Source organism: Dyadobacter sp. CY343, assembly GCF_021390335.1.
GTDB lineage: Bacteria > Bacteroidota > Bacteroidia > Cytophagales > Spirosomataceae > Dyadobacter.
Genome location: NZ_JAJUXK010000004.1, coordinates 1271191 through 1287125, shown reverse-complemented (window position 1 = coordinate 1287125; position 15935 = coordinate 1271191). Strand labels below are relative to the sequence as shown.

The window sequence follows — 15935 nt, the reverse complement described above, 5'->3', positions numbered from 1 at the left end:
AATTCTTGGATTTAATCAAGGGATTTAAGTTTTTTCTAAGGAAATTTTAAGTTCTTGGAAAAATACAATCTCAAAATTTAGGAATATTGCTTTCAATCATATTACATTTGTATCGAACCTTAATTACACCCAAGAAATGAAAAAATTCTTTGCATTTGCGTTTGTTGCCGGGATGGTAGCTTTCGCTTCTTGTACTAGCAAACCAGCTGACGAATCTGCTGACACAACTGCTGTAACTGTTGAAACTCCTATGGTTGATACTACTGCTGTTGACACAATGGTAACTGATTCTGCTTCTGCTGATTCTATCAAGTAATCAGACGTACAAGTCGAAAACATTGGAAAAGCTCTATGAAAATAGGGCTTTTCTTTTTTTATTTAAGGGATGAAAAATATCTCCTTTGGCCTGCATGTTCCTTCGGCAGCCAGCGCCTATTGTGCAGCGCTTTTTAACAATCACAACTTTGCATTTTCATTGTCCCGCCCCCGCCGGACGCGCCTGGGTGACTTTACGGTAAAGCCCGGATTAATCCCAAAAATTACGGTCAACGCCAACCTGAATCCCTACAATTTCCTCGTTACTTACCTGCACGAAGTAGCACATTGTGTGGTTCACTATAAATATAGAAGGACATTAAGAAAACGTGTCGCGCCGCACGGTGCCGAATGGAAATATGAATTTGGCGTGCTTTTACAGCCGGTACTAAATGAAAATGTTTTTCCGGAGGACATTCTTGTACATTTAATTCGTTATTCCCATAATCCTTCTGCTTCGACCGGAGGCGATCAGTTGCTCTTTAATGCGCTCAGGCAATATGATGATCAGGCAATAAGCTCTGGCAGAGTTGCATTGGTTCAGCTGCATGAAGGTTCAAACTTCGTTTTTCAGAACAGGACTTTTACCCGCGGGATTTTGAGAAGAACCCGCATATTATGTACAGACAAGGCTTCAAAACGCCTTTATACAATACCTGCCCATGCATTGGTGGAAGCGTGCTGACTTTTTCAGACATTTATTGCTCCCTGTTTTAATCTATCTGGGCACTTCTTCCTTTTACCAACTTCCTGCACAATCTGTACTCGCTACCGGTGATTGGTTCAAGATCGCTGTTACGCAAACAGGTGTTCATAAAATTGACCATGCATTCCTGCGTGAGATGGGCGTAAATGTGTCGGGCCTTGACCCAACTACCTTACGAATCTTCGGTACCGGGGGGCAAATGTTGCCTCAATCCAATTCAGCGAAAACAAATGGCGAATTGCTCGAAAACGCTATTCTCGTCCAGGGCGAAGGCGATGGAAAATTCGATACAGGCGACGCGATCTACTTTTTCGCAGAATCACCACACGTAATCCTTTACGATACTGCCAAAGCGCAACTTTATCATCAACTCAACTACTACTCCGATACAAGCTACTATTATCTGTCTTTTGGTCAAAAAGCGGGGCTCAGGATTAAGAACGCAGAACAAACTGCGACTGCGGGGAGAGTAGTTACGCAATTTGACGATTACTGGTACCACGAACTGGAAGCCAGCAATTTGCTTAAATCAGGCCGGGAATGGTGGGGTGAATATTTGGCAAATACGGAATTTCAAATCGGAGCAGAAATTCCGAATGTAGTACCTGGTTCCCCGCTTATATTCCGGGGCTCTGCGATTGGCGCTGCCCAGGTTCCCACCCGTTTTTCCTGGCAATTAAATGGTGAAAATTTAGGTGAAACTTCAATTGGAACTGTGGGTTCGGGGACTTACGATGTGAAAGCATTAAGATCAGACTTCACGGCAATTACCACAGCTCCCGCCGCGCCGCCTGCTACTTTCAGGGCTGGTGTACTTCATAATAAAGGCGGGCAAAATTCGGCACAGGGATATCTCAATTTTCTTTCACTACAATTTAAAAGAGAGCTGCGCTTTTTTGATAAACAGCAGATATACTATTTTATAAATCAACCCTCCGAAATTGTTACTTATCGGTTTCCTGAGGCGGCTGGCAGCTGGCTTTGGGATGTAAGCAACGCTGCAGAGCCCCGGTCGATCGTGAATCAGGGAAACTCGGGTAGCTTTTCGTTTAATAGGCAAGTTCCTGAGAAACAGGTCAGATATGTGGGATTTAAAACCGATCAGGCATTTATTCCGGCAAATTGGCAGCCTGTTCAAAGCCAGGATATCATATCGCTGGAAACACCTGAACTCCTGATCGTGACACCCGCAACCTGGGAATCGGAAGCAAAGCGGCTTGCTGCTTTTCGATCGGGAAAAAATGGGGTGAAAACAACAGTGGTCACTACGCAGCAGATATATAATGAATTTGGCTCAGGAAAACCGGATGTGAGTGCTATTAGAAACTACGTGAGGCATTTATACCAAAAAACACCTGGAAAACTTAAGTACCTGCTGCTGTTCGGTGATGCGACATTTGACTATCGAAATTTGGCCAAAAATCAGTCGCAGGCACAAAGAAACAACTGGGTGCCTGTGTACGAGAGCCGGGAATCTTTGAATCCGGTATATACCTATTCGTCAGACGATTATTTTGGTTTTTTGGAGCCAAATGAAGGTGAATGGACAGAATCTTCGGCAGGAGATCACACGCTGGATATTGGAATAGGACGGTTGCCAGCCAAGACGATTGGTGAGGCTAAAACGATTGTAAACAAGCTAATCCGCTACGAAACGCTGCGATCGGAAGGTAGCTGGAAGAATAAAGTACAGTTTATTGCCGATGACGGCGACGGGAATATTCATCAGCGCCACGCCGGCCAGCTGGCCGGTCTGATCCAGGGCGAGCTTTTTCCAGAGCGCATATTTATTGACGAATATCCGCAGGTCACAACAAACGAAGGTCAGAAGTCGCCGGCGGTCAATGCGAAAATCAGGAAAGGTATTGACGACGGTACGCTGATCATCAACTATACCGGGCACGGCGGGGTGGGCGGTTGGGCGGAAGAGCAGGTGCTTACATTAGCCGATATGCTGAGCGCTCGCGGGATGGATAATCTGCCTTTGCTTTTTACTGCTACCTGTGACTTCGGGAGATACGATGATCCCGGCGCTGTGTCGGGTGCGGAAACAATGGTATTAAGTCCAAAAGGCGCTGCGATAGGTGCAATAAGTACGACCAGACCTGTTTTTTCAAGTACCAATTTTACATTGAGCAAAGCATTTTACGAGGCGCTCATACAAAAAGGGGAGAAGAGATTGATGGGAGACTATTTCAGGGAAACCAAAAATAAGGCGCTCGTCGGTAGTCTAAACCGTAATTTTACATTGCTGGGCGATCCTTCGATGCGGCTCGCGATGGGCAGGAAATCAATCCGCTGGTCACCGGTTCCCGACACATTGCGGGCTTTACAAAAAGTAATATTGAAGGGAGAAATCCTTAATATCGGGTCTAATGAAGCGGACAGGAGCTTTCAGGGAAAAGCAAGGATCACCATCTATGATAAACCGGTTCAATTCGAAACGCTCGGCAGTGAAGCAGCGTCGGAAAAGTATTCGGAGTTTCGCAGCAAGTTGTTCGACGGCAGCGTATCGGTAAAAGATGGCAGGTTTACCTGCGAGTTTATTGTTCCAAAAGACATTGATTACAGAACAGGTTTGGGCAGGGCCAGCATTTATGCAGCCAGTGCGGATAGCTCGGCCGATGCGTCGGGGCAACTTTCGCTTTTTGTAGGTGGAAGTGCGCCGGTTTCGACCGATAAAACGCCTCCGCAAGTGGCTGGGTACATGAATAACGAATTATTTCGGGACGGGGACAATGTGGGTACATCTCCCGTATTTTTTGCAAAGGTAAGCGACGAAAGTGGTATCAGCGTTTCCAGTGCAGGAATAGGGCATCACATCTCGCTTATTGTTAATGATACGCTTACTATTTTATTGAACGATTACTTCACTGCGGACCTCGATAATTACAAATCTGGCACGATCAGGTTTCCGATGAATAATTTGCCTGCCGGTAAATATAATGTTCGGTTAAAAGTATGGGATACGTATACTAACTTTTCCGAAATAGCGTTCGGATTTCAAGTGGTTGAACCCGGGGGTATCAAACTCAATACCCTGAAAGTATTTCCTAATCCGTTTGAAACAGATCTTTCATTTGAACTTAATCATAGTCGCGCAAATGAGGACATAGAATTAATCTTGAATATTTTACTTAGTAACGGAAAACGTTTGGGGACTTTCAAGTGGCAATATTATAACAGTGAAGCAACCATTTTGCAGACACTTGATTCCGGGCAGCTGAGCAACCGAATTCCTACCAATCTCCCGCTTGTTTATCAGTTGTTGATACGATCATTAAAAGATAGTACCTTCGACCAAAAGTCGGGTAGTATAATACGCTCCCGATAATGTAATAAAACTTAGCAGTTTTTTAGTAATAACTATCTTTCATTGTATTTTTGACCCTTTAAAAGAAGCTGATACAAAGCACTTCCTATCGCAAATCCAATTTCTATGAAACTTTTTTTTGGTACTTTTTCCCTTTTATCCATTCTCACACTAGGCTCAGTTTCTGCACAACTTGACTCAGCCAGAGTTCCCGCTTCACCACTAACTTTTTTAACATTTGCACCTGACGCAAGAAGTGCCGCGATGGGAGAAGCCGGAGTAGCACTAAGTCCCGATGCAAATTCGACTTACTGGAATGCTGCAAAGCTTCCTTACAATACCAAAGATTTTGGAATTTCTGCTTCTTACACGCCCTGGCTGAGGAATTTGGTAGATGATATGTGGCTGGGATATCTGTCAGCTTACAAAAAATTAGGGGATAACCAGGCTGTGGCTTTGTCTGTCAACTATTTCAACAACGGCGAACTTGATCTTCGTGACGCGGTAGGTACACAAATGGGATACTTCAATTCAAGGGAGCTGGCGATTAACGGTACCTATTCACGTCAGTTGGGTAGAAACTTTTCAATGGGTTTGACTTTGAAATATATTTCCTCTAACCTGGCTGGTGTCGCTGTGATCAACGGAGCGTCAATCAGCCCCGCACGTTCGGCGGCGGGTGATATCAGTGCTTATTATAGAAAGCAAATTAAGAATGAAGATAGCGGCAGCGATCTTACTTGGTCTTTGGGAGCTGTACTTTCTAATCTGGGAGGTAAGATTAATTACGGCGCAGGGACTGATACTGAGAACTTTATTCCCACCAACCTTCGGGTAGGTGCAGGATTGTCCTTCACCGGCGACGGAAGGAACAGGTTCAACTTCATAGTTGACGCCTACAAATTGATGGTACCAACACCAGACGGAACAGACTACAATGCAAGACCATTACTGAAAGGTGTATTTGGCTCATTCTCTGATGCGCCAGACGGATTCAAGGAAGAAATGCAGGAAATTGCAATTTCGGCAGGAGCTGAATACTGGTACAACGATATCTTCGCTTTAAGAGCTGGTTACCATGGCGAAAACAAATATAAAAATGGAAACAAGTTCTTTACTGCCGGTGCAGGTCTGCGCTTTATGGACAGATATGCAGTTGATTTCGCTTACCTTTTCCCGGTAACTCAGGGAAGCCCGTTAGCAAATACACTTCGTATTACCCTTTCTCTGGCACTGAATAAGGCAGAGAGACTGGACGTAAACGACACCGAGAACTAAGAGTTATTATATTTAATTATTTCGAAACGAATGGCGTTATTGCAACGTCATTCGTTTTTTTATTTCATCCCGCTGCAATGCATCTCGATCGCTCCATCGCCCCAGATTTCAAATTAATCAGTTCAATTAACCTACCGGAAGCTCAGACGCACACGCTTGGAAATGGTATTCTTCTGCGTGTGATCAATATCGGAGAGCAACCTGTAATTCGCATTGAATGTATTTTCGAAGCTGGAAATTGGTATGAGAAGCAAATCGGAGCATCGTATTTCGCTATTAAAATGCTTTCCGAAGGTACGAGCCGGCTCAATTCGGGTGAGATAAGTGAGGCTTTCGATCGCCTGGGCGCATTCACAGAAATGATGCATACGTCTGATCGTATAGGAATCGTCGTCTATTGCCTTTCCAGGTTTTTGCCGGAAGTGTTGCCGCTCGTCAGCCAGCTGATTCAGCAAGCCACGATCCCGGAAAAAGAACTCGAAGAACTCAGGAATATTACCCTGCAGAATCTGAAAGTCAACAAGGAAAAGAACGCTTATCTGGCCACTACTGAATTCCGGGCGCGCCTTTTCGGCACCGAGCATCCGTACGGACAAAGTCAGGATGAAGATAATATCGAGCAGCTTTCACTAGACGCGATCCGCCAGCATTATAATGAGTTTATCAAAAATGGAAGGTTTACAGTAGTATTAGCCGGCCAGGTTGAGGAGGCCGATATTACGCTGATCAATGATACACTGGGTAAAAGCCAGATCGGACCGCACCAGGCCAAGCCTGCATTCATTGTGAAGTCTGCCTACCAGGGACAGGAAGCGGTGATTGAGAAACCCGAAGCTGTGCAGTCATCGATCCGAATGGGTAGGGTATTGTTTAACCGGCATCATGAAGATTACTTCAAAATGCTGGTTACAAACGAAATCCTGGGAGGCTATTTTGGTTCGAGGCTGATGAAGAATATCCGTGAGGAAAAAGGACTTACCTATGGGATTTCCTCTCACGTTGCCACATTGCGCAATGCAGGTTACTTCATGATCGGAACAGACGTGAAGAAGGAATTTACCGAACTCACTATTGAAGAAATAAAGAAAGAGATCACAAAGCTCCAAACAGAACGTATTGGGGAAGAGGAACTTACTACTGTGAAGAATTTCATGGCAGGAGAATTTGCAGGTTCCCTGAATACTGCGTTTGAAGTAGCTGATCGTCAGAAAGTATTACTTCTGGACAGTTTGCCCGCAGACTTTTTTAACCATTATATTGATAAGATACAAGCTGTTACCAGCGACGATGTGCTGGCGATGGCCAATCTGTATTTGAAGCCGGAGGATATGATCGTTGTGATTGCGGGCGGAAAATAAGCGGCTCACTTGTCCAATGCCTCTTTGTAGGCTTTCAGGCAACGCTCCCGCGCCATTTTATGGTCAACCATTGGTTCAGGATATGCGTCAGTCCCGATCTCAGGTACCCAGCGTTTAATATATTCACCTTTCGGGTCAAATTTATCTGCCTGCGCGGTTGGATTAAATATCCTAAAATAAGGCGCCGCATCCGTACCCGAGCCGACCGCCCATTGCCAGCCGCCGTTATTGGCAGCGAGGTCGTAGTCTAACAGTTTCTTAGCAAAATATTCCTCGCCCAGTCGCCAGTTAATAAGTAAGTGCTTGGCCAAAAAACTCGCTGTGACCATTCTGACGCGGTTATGCATAAACCCGATCGTATTCAGCTGGCGCATTCCCGCGTCAACTAGCGGGTATCCTGTTTTTCCTTCGCACCATTTCTTAAATTCCTCATTATCGTAGCGCCATTTAATATCGTCGTAAGCACTTTTAAATGCTTTTCCTCGCCCGACATCGGGGAAGTTGGACAGGATCTGCTGATAGAATTCTCGCCATATCAGCTCATTCAAATAAACATTACTGTGTTCACTGGCTTTCCGTACCAGCTGCCGAATGCTGACAGTCCCGAAACGCAAATGAATACCAATGCGGCTTGTTGCGTCCATCCCCGGAAAATCGCGCGCTTTGGCATATTCCTCCAATAAAGTTTCACTTACTTCATGCGAAGGAAAATCGTAATCCGAAGTTTCGAAGCCCATCTCCTCTATGGATGGAATTGCGGTGCCGCTCCATTTCAGCAGATTTTTAAAGTATCTTTTGGTAGGATAGGAAGAGAGGTAAAAATCGTTGGCCTTCTCCCTCCACGCACGGCTGTAAGGTGTGAATACCGTGTAAGACGAACCTTTACCTGAAAGTATTTCCTGTTTTTCAAAAATAACCTGGTCTTTACACGTTTTGAAAACAGTACCTTTTTGTTTTATAATATTGAATACTTCCCTGTCCCGCTCGGTGGCGTAAGGTTCATAATCGGTATTGGTGTACACCTCGGCAATATCGTACTGGTCGCTGAGCCGCTTCCATACTTCCAAAGGAAATCCATATTCGACTAATATGTCGGCGTCGTTCTCACGCAGCTCTTTACGTATTCTCTCGATCGCCTGATATATAAAGGTTATGCGCGGATCCTGTTTGTTGTTGAGATCGTCGAGGATATTTTTGTCAAAAATAAACAGCGGTACAACCGGGTGATCAGATTTCAATGCGTAATAAAGCCCCGCGTTGTCGTGTAGCCGCAAATCGCGTCGAAGCCAGAATATCGTTATTTTCTCTTTTTTAGGCAGGCTCATGAAATCTGAAAAATGTAATCAATGGGCTGGATTATGAATAAACATGAAGTAACTATATTTACCCGGCAAAGCCACCGGAAATCTATGCTAAAAAATCCGGCCAATACATTAATTATAAACCTGTATACCCAACATGAAATTACAATTGACAATGCTTTTCAGCCTGCTCTGGCTCTCGGTATCCGCACAAAAGCCGGCGGATAAAGAAGAATGGAAGCAACTTTTTAACGGAAAGAATCTCGATGGATGGGATATTAAAATTCGGGGTTATGATTTAAATGATAACTACAAAAACACTTTCCGCGTTGAGGACGGGAAAATGGTGGTACGCTATGATCAATACGACGATTTCAAACAAAAATATGGTCACATCTTTTACAAAGGCGATTTTTCCTATTACCGGATAGCAGTGGAATATCGTTTTGTGGGCGGGCAGGCGCCAAAAGGCGAAGGTTGGGCGTGGCGCAATAGCGGGATAATGGTACACGGACAGCCCGCGGCTACTATGGGAAAAGATCAAGATTTTCCAGCGTCAATAGAAGTTCAATTACTCGGTGGAAACGACAAAGTGCGTACTACCTGTAACTTGTGTACGCCGGGAACCAATGTAGTAATGAACGGAAAGCTGATCACGCAGCATTGCATCAATTCTACATCAAAAACCTACAATGGTGATCAGTGGGTAAAAGCCGAGGTACTCGTTCTGGGCGATTCATTGATTCAGCATTTCATCAATGGCGAAAAAGTGCTGGAATATAACAAGCCGCAGCTGGGAGGAGGAAATGTGAGTGGAAATGATCCTTCGCTAATGATTGAAGGCAAATTGCTCGACCACGGTTCCATATCGCTTCAAAGTGAGAGTCACCCGGTAGAATTCAGAAAAGTAGAAGTGCTGGAACTCGCCGGTTGCATGGACCCGAAAGCGACCAATTACAAATCGTATTATGTGAAGGCGGAAAATGGGAAGTGTAGTTATGGGAAGAAGAAGTAGGTAGCTTTTTGGCTGGTGGCTTTTAGTAGTTAGCTTTTAGCAGTTAGCAGTTAGCAGTTAGCAGTTAGCAGTTAGCAGTTAGCTAAAAGCTAAAAGCTAACTGCTAACACCTAACTACAACCTCACAATTTCAGCGCCGATCGCGTTCAGCCTTGTATCGATATGTTGATATCCGCGGTCGATCTGCTCGATGTTGTCAATAATACTTATACCTTTTGCCGACATCGCAGCGATCAACAATGCTACTCCGGCGCGAATATCCGGTGAAGTCATTCTGATTCCTCTTAATTGCGTTTCACGATTGTGGCCGATCACAGTGGCTCTGTGCGGGTCGCAAAGAATGATCTGAGCGCCCATTTCAATGAGTTTATCCACAAAGAATAGGCGGCTTTCGAACATTTTCTGGTGAATCAATACCGTTCCCTGCGCTTGCGTGGCGGTTACCAATATAATACTCAGCAAATCGGGTGTAAAACCTGGCCAGGGAGCGTCAGCGACGGATAATGTGGATCCGTCGAGGTAATTTTCTATACGGTAATTTTCCTGTGCAGGAATAAAAATATCATCGCCGCGAAACTCCATTTGAATACCCAAACGCTGAAAAACGTCGGGGATAATGCCCAATTGAGGGATCTGGCAATTTTTAATAGCGATCTCCGATTTCGTCATCGCAGCCAAACCGATAAAACTGCCAATTTCGATCATATCCGGCAGCATGGTATGTTCCGTTCCTTTCAGTTCGGTCACTCCTTCCACGACCAGTAAATTCGAGGCGATACCCGAAATTTTCGCGCCCATTCTGTTCAGCATTTTACAAAGTTGCTGCAAATAGGGTTCACAGGCCGCATTGTAGATCGTAGTGGTACCTTCCGCCATTACTGCGGCCATTAGTACGTTGGCAGTTCCGGTTACAGACGCTTCATCCAAAAGCATATAAGTACCTTTCAAATTAGCCGCATCGACTTTATAAAATCCGCCGTCTTCTTCATCGTAGCTGAATTGCGCGCCCAGCTTTTCAAACCCTAAAAAGTGAGTATCCAACCTTCTGCGGCCAATTTTATCCCCACCCGGACGTGGAATACGACCTTTCCTGAAACGTGCGAGCATTGGGCCCAGGAGCATCACCGAGCCGCGAAGTGCGGCAGCTTTCTGGCGAAATGAATCTGATTCCAGATAGTCGAGATTGATATCATCCGCCTCAAACCGGATCGAGCTTTCGCTCAGCCGTGTACATTTTACGCCCAGGTCGCCCAGTAGGTTGATCAGCTGATTTACGTCCCGGATATTCGGGATGTTATGAATAGTAACAGGTTCTTTGGTGAGCAGTACGGCACAAATTATTTGAAGCGCTTCGTTCTTGGCGCCCTGAGGTACAATCTCTCCCTTGAGACGTCTGTCTCCGGTTATTTTAAATGAAGCCATGATTGGTATTGGCAGTTGAAGAATACATAATAATCCGGAAATCAGATTCCGGATTTCTTGCGGTTATTACGGTTGTTGTTACCGTTGCGGCCGGAGAATTTACTTGGTCGGTTACGATTTGGGTTATTGCCCTGGTTGTTACCTCCCTGTCTCTCAGGATTGTGGTTGGCTTGTGCTTTAAAGCTGCCGCCCTGATGATTGCCGCGATTTCTTTCCTGGCCGCCTCCATTGTTATTGCGGTCTTTTGGTGCGGCATCCACCGGACCATTTTGCCTGATATATTCAATTTCCTCCACCAGCGAACCTTTGCTCAGCTGTTCGAGTTGGCCCAGCAATACACTGTCTTCGGGATTATCTTTATTCCATGCGTTAAAAAATGAGCGCATTAGTCTGAAAATATACGAGACGAATGCCAGCTTATCTTCTTTGTTTTCAGTTTGAATGGCTTTTTCAAGCAGCAGTTCTATATTTTTTCCGTAGTGACGGTACGTGAGGTTTTGCTGATTATAGCCCACTTTGAGCGGCTTTTTGCCAAGCGCTTCTGCGGAAGGTGGCGGAAATGGGCTGTCTACGTCAAGTTCAAAACCGGAAATAATGTACAGATCGTCCCACAACTTGTTGGTGTAATCCTGATTATCCCGCATGTTCGGGTGTATCTGCCGCATTAATTCGATCAGGATGTGCGCGTATAGATTGCGTTTTGCCTTATCCTCCATCTTAACGATGTGGTCGGCAAGCTTTTGTACGTTACTACCGTATTCTTTCAAGACAATGAATCATTTATGTAAAGGACAAAAATAAGAAGTTTTTGGCGAAAGAAATCTTTATGGAAACCATAATAATCGTCCACTCTCCCAGCCAGCTGCCTCCGGCGAAAATGGAAGTGGCGGCCCGGATAAAGAAATTTTGTAAATGTAGATTCCGGCGGGCAGCTTTTCCGGCAGCCAAATTAGTTCGTTCAGTCCCACATGCGGCTTTGAAAGAATGGAATGCACTGTTTTGCCCGCGACGTCAGATACGGTAAGTTCCAAATGTGCAGGGGCAGCTGCACCTTCCACTACTATACGAAAACTGAATGCGTGGAAAGAAGGGTTTGGAAATACTGCAAAAGAATTAATGCGGGTTTGGTTGCTAATTGAAAAATAAATCTGGTAGTCAGGCGCATAAATGCCCTGCTCATCCCGCGCGCGGACTGTCAGCATATATTTTCCGGGTATTAAATCTTCCGGCAAATTCATTTCGAGGTAAAAGTGGGAGTTCCCTTCATTGTACAACCGGGCGGTTTTCAGGAATAACCGGCGCTCAACGCACCCAGGGCAAACGGGTTTGAGCCAGATGACAAATCCGGCAGTATCTGTGCGCATATTTCCTGCATCGGCATCAAAAAGCTGGATTTTCACCAAAGCCCCCGGATTAATTACTTCACCGGCAGTGAGCTGGCGACCGGCAATATGTACGATCAGCAGGGGCGGGACCTGATCTGGGAAAGAGGTATTTGCAATTTTGCTGTATTGAATAATCAGCCGATTATTAGACTCATTTTCCTCCGAAGCCAGACTATCTTCGTCAACAGTAAATTCAAACAGATCTTGCTCTGAAAAGGAAGGTTTGGCTGGAAGGTAGCATTGAAAAGTATCAGCAATAGCCACTGCGGCAAAGTTGATAGTGCGGTTGTAAATCAACTTATTCTCACTATTTAACCTTCTGATAGATAATGTGTTTGGCTGATTTAAATGTCTGCCATTATTTTTAATTACGACATTTACAAGCAAGCTGTCCGCTGCTTTTGCCGGGCGGGTAATTGTTACAGAAGAAGAATCCAGTGCATAATCAGGCAGCCGGGCGGGAAATATGCGGATCGCCGGGTCGCCGTGCAGCGTCATTTGCTGTATGGTAGTACTATTATAAATATCCGGCGCACGATCCATATTTCGCTTAATCGCTTCTTGTTGAATTGCGCCAAATGGCAGACTCGTAAACGCGGAATCAGCCAGCACTTCGTAAAAAATGTCCGTATACTTTTTCAAAGCCGAGGATACTCCGTTGAAAGTATGCGCTAGGAAAAGCACAGCTCCCTTACCCCGCGAGAATAGCCAGTCGCTACTGAGTGTTTTGTCCGAATAAAAGATACTTCCCGCCGCGCAACCATTGATGATCACCGCCGGATAAGTTGGGTGATTGTTGTAATTGTTCTTGTCGTCACTCGCATAGCCAATATCAATATCCGTCACATCAGGCGCCGAATGTCCGAAAAGCGTGACCAGCGCCGCACCCTCGTTCACTGACTTGTAGAGTGGAATATGCTCCACCGGATCATCGGATTCCTTAGAGATAGTCTGAACCTTCGCGCCGAGCGTGGAGCCTGCCAGTTTCTGTTCAAAACCTTTGACATAATCCTTGAAAACAGTCAACTCCTGCCGCGACCGGCCTCCGCTCAAATGAATGATATTTTTTCTCCATTCAGCGGAAACAGGCTGCGCTTCGAGCGACTTTACCTTGTGCAAATAATCCCAAACCTGCCGCGAATGCACGGCGCTGATTCTGCCAACAGGGACTGTTAAGCCTGGAAAGGAGGATTTTGCATTCATTGCGAGCGCCACATCAGAGCCGGGCCAGCCTGCATTTGGGACCATATCAATCTGAGCCGCATTACCAAGCTTCCGGGCTTTTTGCGGGTCAATGGATTTACCTATTAACAGCACAAACTTCAACTTACCTTTCAAACGAAGCCACGCGATGAGATTTTTGATACCCTGCGGTCCGCGCTGACCATAATTGAATTGATCGAAAACGCTATTTATATGCAGGATCGCAGGCTTGAAACCACCGCCTTTTGTAGAAGCCCGGTATTCGGCATATGCATTTACAGGATCCTTACCTTGAACAGGAATGCGCATTAATAGGTGGGTAATGATCAGGTAATCCGCGTTATTCAAGTCGATATTTTGAAAATCAACTCTTGAAATGATCGGAGCAGAAAAGTATTTCCTGACACCAATCACATTGCTTGCCACATTAACCTCGATCAGGTCATTTTGAGTAAAGAGCTGTTTGATCTGGTCAGGATTCGTCCAATCGTAAAACGTAGCATGCTCAGCTCCGGCGCATTTCCAGCTTCTTTTTTTTGTATTAACATAAAATAGCCTTTGGTCTTCTCCGGCTTCCAAGCGGCTATTTTGCAGGTAATTGAGCTTTACATAAGAAACAGAAATGTGACCGCCTGCACCCACCGGCACGATCGAGATCCTGAGCGTTTTGTCCTGATCCAGATCCGATCGCGCTATCGACGAATTCACTTTGTGCGGACTGTAATTTTCAAATTTTACGTCCGATAGTTTCTTTGGCTGTTTATTGTTTTGGTTTAGATAAATTTTGAACAAATGCTGCCCGCTTGTCCAGCCAGCCAGCATTATTTCCAGCTCGATTTCGGGATCATTTGTTAGATTCTCAACAGAGACTGAAATCTTGTGCGTTACGTGCTCTTTGATCTCCGGTCCCGTCCAGCCTTCGCCGAAATCGTAGTCTGATAATGCAGTACCATCAAAATGAGTTCCTTCCGGATAAAACCGACCCGGTAAGTAGTGAGAATGATATAGTTGGAGCGTTTCTGCACGGTGAAATGCAATAGTATCGCTTGTAATCCTGGCCTGTGATTTTGCAATTCTGCTACCCGCAGTTCCGTCCGTTTTCCAGGTTAAAAAGTAAGTAGTAGTGTCCGAATAGAGGCTATAATAGCTGTGCGGCATTGCCTCCGACGATATATAAAGCGAAGTATCCCGCTTACCATCGTTCTTCTGTCCGAAAAAGCGGATATAGCCATTTTCAACCAGTGGGGCAGTTTCCGGACCTGAAACTTCAATCGCTATTTCTTTTCCATCCCGGAAAACCTGATACGCATTTGCCGGAATATCCTGCACCGGAAGTCCGGCGCTTTGCATCTGCTGTGCGGTGATCTGGTAAAATCCCGTTACTGCGATCGGGATCCTGAAATACTGTTGCTGATAGTTAATCCATTCATTTCCAAACAGTCGCTGCGCTTGCAGCGGGAAACAGGAGCACAATAACAGCAGGATAGTGTGTACGCATTTATGCATTGAATTACGGAAAACGAGCTGTTAGTCAGCCATTTTCCGTTCGTATACATTCATCGAAAAGGAGTACTTATGTTTATCGTCGATCCCGTGATAGTCGGACGTGACTAGCTCCCATTCGTTTTGATTGATTACCGGAAAATAAGCATCTCCTTCCAACTCAGCGTGAACAATCGTCAGATATAGCTTCTGGACAAGCGGGAGCATCTGCTCAAAAACAGCAGCTCCTCCCAATACAAATACTTCCGTTTCGCCAGAAAGTAACGCCAATGCACCAGGAATATCTTTGACATACGCAACATCCGACTTTTCCTCACTCGCCGCTCTGGAAGAAAGCACCACGTTCCGATAGGAAGAATGCAATGCATCCGGCGCTTCAAAACTCGTTCTGCCCATTAAAAAGGGCTTTCCGTCGGTAATCTTTTTGAAATTTTTCCACTCGTCAGGCAAATGCCAGGGCAGGTGGTTTTGATTACCGATCACCCGGTTTTCACTCATTGCAGCAATGATATACAGTTGCGGCTGCCGATTGCTTTCGTTTGCTGAGGTGGGTTTGTTTTCCATGATCATGTTTTTTTACCGGTTATCAAATAAAATAACCATTCCTCACAGTCAGCCAATCTTTTTAACATGGTACCTTGCATCGCAAAGTACCTGTGTATACCTTTGTTCTGTTAGAAACAGATATTCTAATCTATTAGCCATGAACTTATTCATTTAATTAACACATGAAACCTCATGAATATTGAAAATGCCCAAGTGCAGATGCGGAAGGGAATTTTGGAATTCTGCATTCTGCACATCATATCGCGGGGCGAAGTGTATGCCTCCGATATGCTGGATGAACTAACGTCTGCTCACATCATGGTGGTTGAAGGCACACTATACCCTCTTTTAACCCGATTGAAAAACTCAGGCTGGCTGGACTACAAATGGGTGGAATCTTCCTCAGGCCCACCAAGGAAATATTACGTGTTGACGGATGAGGGGAAGGTATTTCTGGAAGCTATGCAAGCCACGTGGTTCGAACTGGCCGCATCGGTGCAAACCGTGATCAAGAGAACAGAAGATCTGAGTAAAGCAGATCCCGGCAATCTTCCTGACCCTAACTGACCATTTAGAGACATTCGATTATT

The 15935-nt window shown here is 45.2% G+C and carries 12 protein-coding genes; 7 read left to right on the top strand and 5 right to left on the bottom strand.

Going from position 1 to position 15935, the window contains the following annotated elements:
• Nucleotides 1-136: 136 nt before the first annotated feature.
• The 5 genes from LZG94_RS17475 to LZG94_RS17455 all read left to right on the top strand — a co-directional run bounded on the left by LZG94_RS17475 (nt 137) and on the right by LZG94_RS17455 (nt 6970).
• Nucleotides 137-316, top strand: a complete 180-nt coding sequence (locus tag LZG94_RS17475; RefSeq protein ID WP_215234810.1) for a hypothetical protein — start codon at nt 137-139, stop codon at nt 314-316.
• A 69-nt stretch (nt 317-385) separates the two neighbouring features.
• Nucleotides 386-1000 (top strand): hypothetical protein, encoded by a 615-nt coding sequence (locus LZG94_RS17470; RefSeq protein ID WP_233793072.1) that lies wholly within the window; start codon nt 386-388, stop codon nt 998-1000.
• Entirely contained in the window at nt 978-4355 is a 3378-nt protein-coding gene (porU, locus tag LZG94_RS17465; RefSeq protein WP_233793071.1) for a type IX secretion system sortase PorU, read from the top strand. The genes LZG94_RS17470 and porU overlap by 23 nt, the downstream gene beginning before the upstream one ends.
• Nucleotides 4356-4460: 105 nt before the next feature.
• Nucleotides 4461-5612 (top strand): type IX secretion system outer membrane channel protein PorV, encoded by a 1152-nt coding sequence (porV, locus tag LZG94_RS17460; RefSeq protein ID WP_215234808.1) that lies wholly within the window; start codon nt 4461-4463, stop codon nt 5610-5612.
• A 77-nt stretch (nt 5613-5689) separates the two neighbouring features.
• Entirely contained in the window at nt 5690-6970 is a 1281-nt protein-coding gene (locus tag LZG94_RS17455) for a pitrilysin family protein (protein ID WP_233793070.1), read from the top strand.
• 5 nt (nt 6971-6975) lie between these two features.
• Here the strand turns inward: LZG94_RS17455 and LZG94_RS17450 are convergent, their stop codons facing one another.
• The gene (locus tag LZG94_RS17450; protein ID WP_233793069.1) at nt 6976-8295 is read right to left on the bottom strand and encodes a deoxyribodipyrimidine photo-lyase; all 1320 of its coding nucleotides are present in this window, start codon (nt 8293-8295) and stop codon (nt 6976-6978) included.
• Nucleotides 8296-8428: 133 nt separating this feature from the next.
• Here LZG94_RS17450 and LZG94_RS17445 point away from each other — a divergent pair, with 133 nt between their 5' ends.
• The gene (locus LZG94_RS17445; RefSeq protein ID WP_233793068.1) at nt 8429-9286 is read left to right on the top strand and encodes a DUF1080 domain-containing protein; all 858 of its coding nucleotides are present in this window, start codon (nt 8429-8431) and stop codon (nt 9284-9286) included.
• Nucleotides 9287-9400: 114 nt separating this feature from the next.
• Here LZG94_RS17445 and murA read toward each other — a convergent pair whose 3' ends face one another.
• Genes murA through LZG94_RS17425 form a run of 4 tightly spaced genes read right to left on the bottom strand, consistent with a single transcriptional unit; the run spans nt 9401 to nt 15363 of the window.
• Nucleotides 9401-10708: a UDP-N-acetylglucosamine 1-carboxyvinyltransferase gene (murA, locus tag LZG94_RS17440; RefSeq protein WP_233793067.1), complete on the bottom strand. Its 1308-nt coding sequence runs from the start codon at nt 10706-10708 to the stop codon at nt 9401-9403.
• A 41-nt stretch (nt 10709-10749) separates the two neighbouring features.
• Complete coding sequence (locus LZG94_RS17435) at nt 10750-11475, bottom strand: DUF4290 domain-containing protein (protein WP_233793066.1); 726 nt, start codon at nt 11473-11475, stop codon at nt 10750-10752.
• 57 nt (nt 11476-11532) lie between these two features.
• Entirely contained in the window at nt 11533-14802 is a 3270-nt protein-coding gene (locus LZG94_RS17430) for a C25 family cysteine peptidase (protein WP_233793065.1), read from the bottom strand.
• A gap of 21 nt (nt 14803-14823) precedes the next feature.
• Nucleotides 14824-15363: a dihydrofolate reductase gene (locus tag LZG94_RS17425; protein WP_233793064.1), complete on the bottom strand. Its 540-nt coding sequence runs from the start codon at nt 15361-15363 to the stop codon at nt 14824-14826.
• A 174-nt stretch (nt 15364-15537) separates the two neighbouring features.
• Here LZG94_RS17425 and LZG94_RS17420 point away from each other — a divergent pair, with 174 nt between their 5' ends.
• Nucleotides 15538-15912 carry a PadR family transcriptional regulator gene (locus LZG94_RS17420; RefSeq protein WP_215234801.1) on the top strand — a complete coding sequence of 125 codons (375 nt, stop codon included), beginning with the start codon at nt 15538-15540 and terminating at the stop codon, nt 15910-15912.
• Nucleotides 15913-15935: the final 23 nt, after the last annotated feature.

Excerpts from the sequence above, each read along its gene's own strand:
- murA (WP_233793067.1), bottom strand. The coding sequence starts at position 10,708 with ATGGCTTCATTTAAAATAACCGGAGACAGACGTCTCAAGGGAGAGATT.
- LZG94_RS17470 (WP_233793072.1), top strand. The coding sequence starts at position 386 with ATGAAAAATATCTCCTTTGGCCTGCATGTTCCTTCGGCAGCCAGCGCC.
- LZG94_RS17425 (WP_233793064.1), bottom strand. The coding sequence starts at position 15,363 with ATGGAAAACAAACCCACCTCAGCAAACGAAAGCAATCGGCAGCCGCAA.
- LZG94_RS17445 (WP_233793068.1), top strand. The coding sequence starts at position 8,429 with ATGAAATTACAATTGACAATGCTTTTCAGCCTGCTCTGGCTCTCGGTA.
- porU (WP_233793071.1), top strand. The coding sequence starts at position 978 with ATGCATTGGTGGAAGCGTGCTGACTTTTTCAGACATTTATTGCTCCCT.
- LZG94_RS17430 (WP_233793065.1), bottom strand. The coding sequence starts at position 14,802 with ATGCATAAATGCGTACACACTATCCTGCTGTTATTGTGCTCCTGTTTC.
- porV (WP_215234808.1), top strand. The coding sequence starts at position 4,461 with ATGAAACTTTTTTTTGGTACTTTTTCCCTTTTATCCATTCTCACACTA.
- LZG94_RS17475 (WP_215234810.1), top strand. The coding sequence starts at position 137 with ATGAAAAAATTCTTTGCATTTGCGTTTGTTGCCGGGATGGTAGCTTTC.
- LZG94_RS17450 (WP_233793069.1), bottom strand. The coding sequence starts at position 8,295 with ATGAGCCTGCCTAAAAAAGAGAAAATAACGATATTCTGGCTTCGACGC.
- LZG94_RS17420 (WP_215234801.1), top strand. The coding sequence starts at position 15,538 with ATGAATATTGAAAATGCCCAAGTGCAGATGCGGAAGGGAATTTTGGAA.
- LZG94_RS17455 (WP_233793070.1), top strand. The coding sequence starts at position 5,690 with ATGCATCTCGATCGCTCCATCGCCCCAGATTTCAAATTAATCAGTTCA.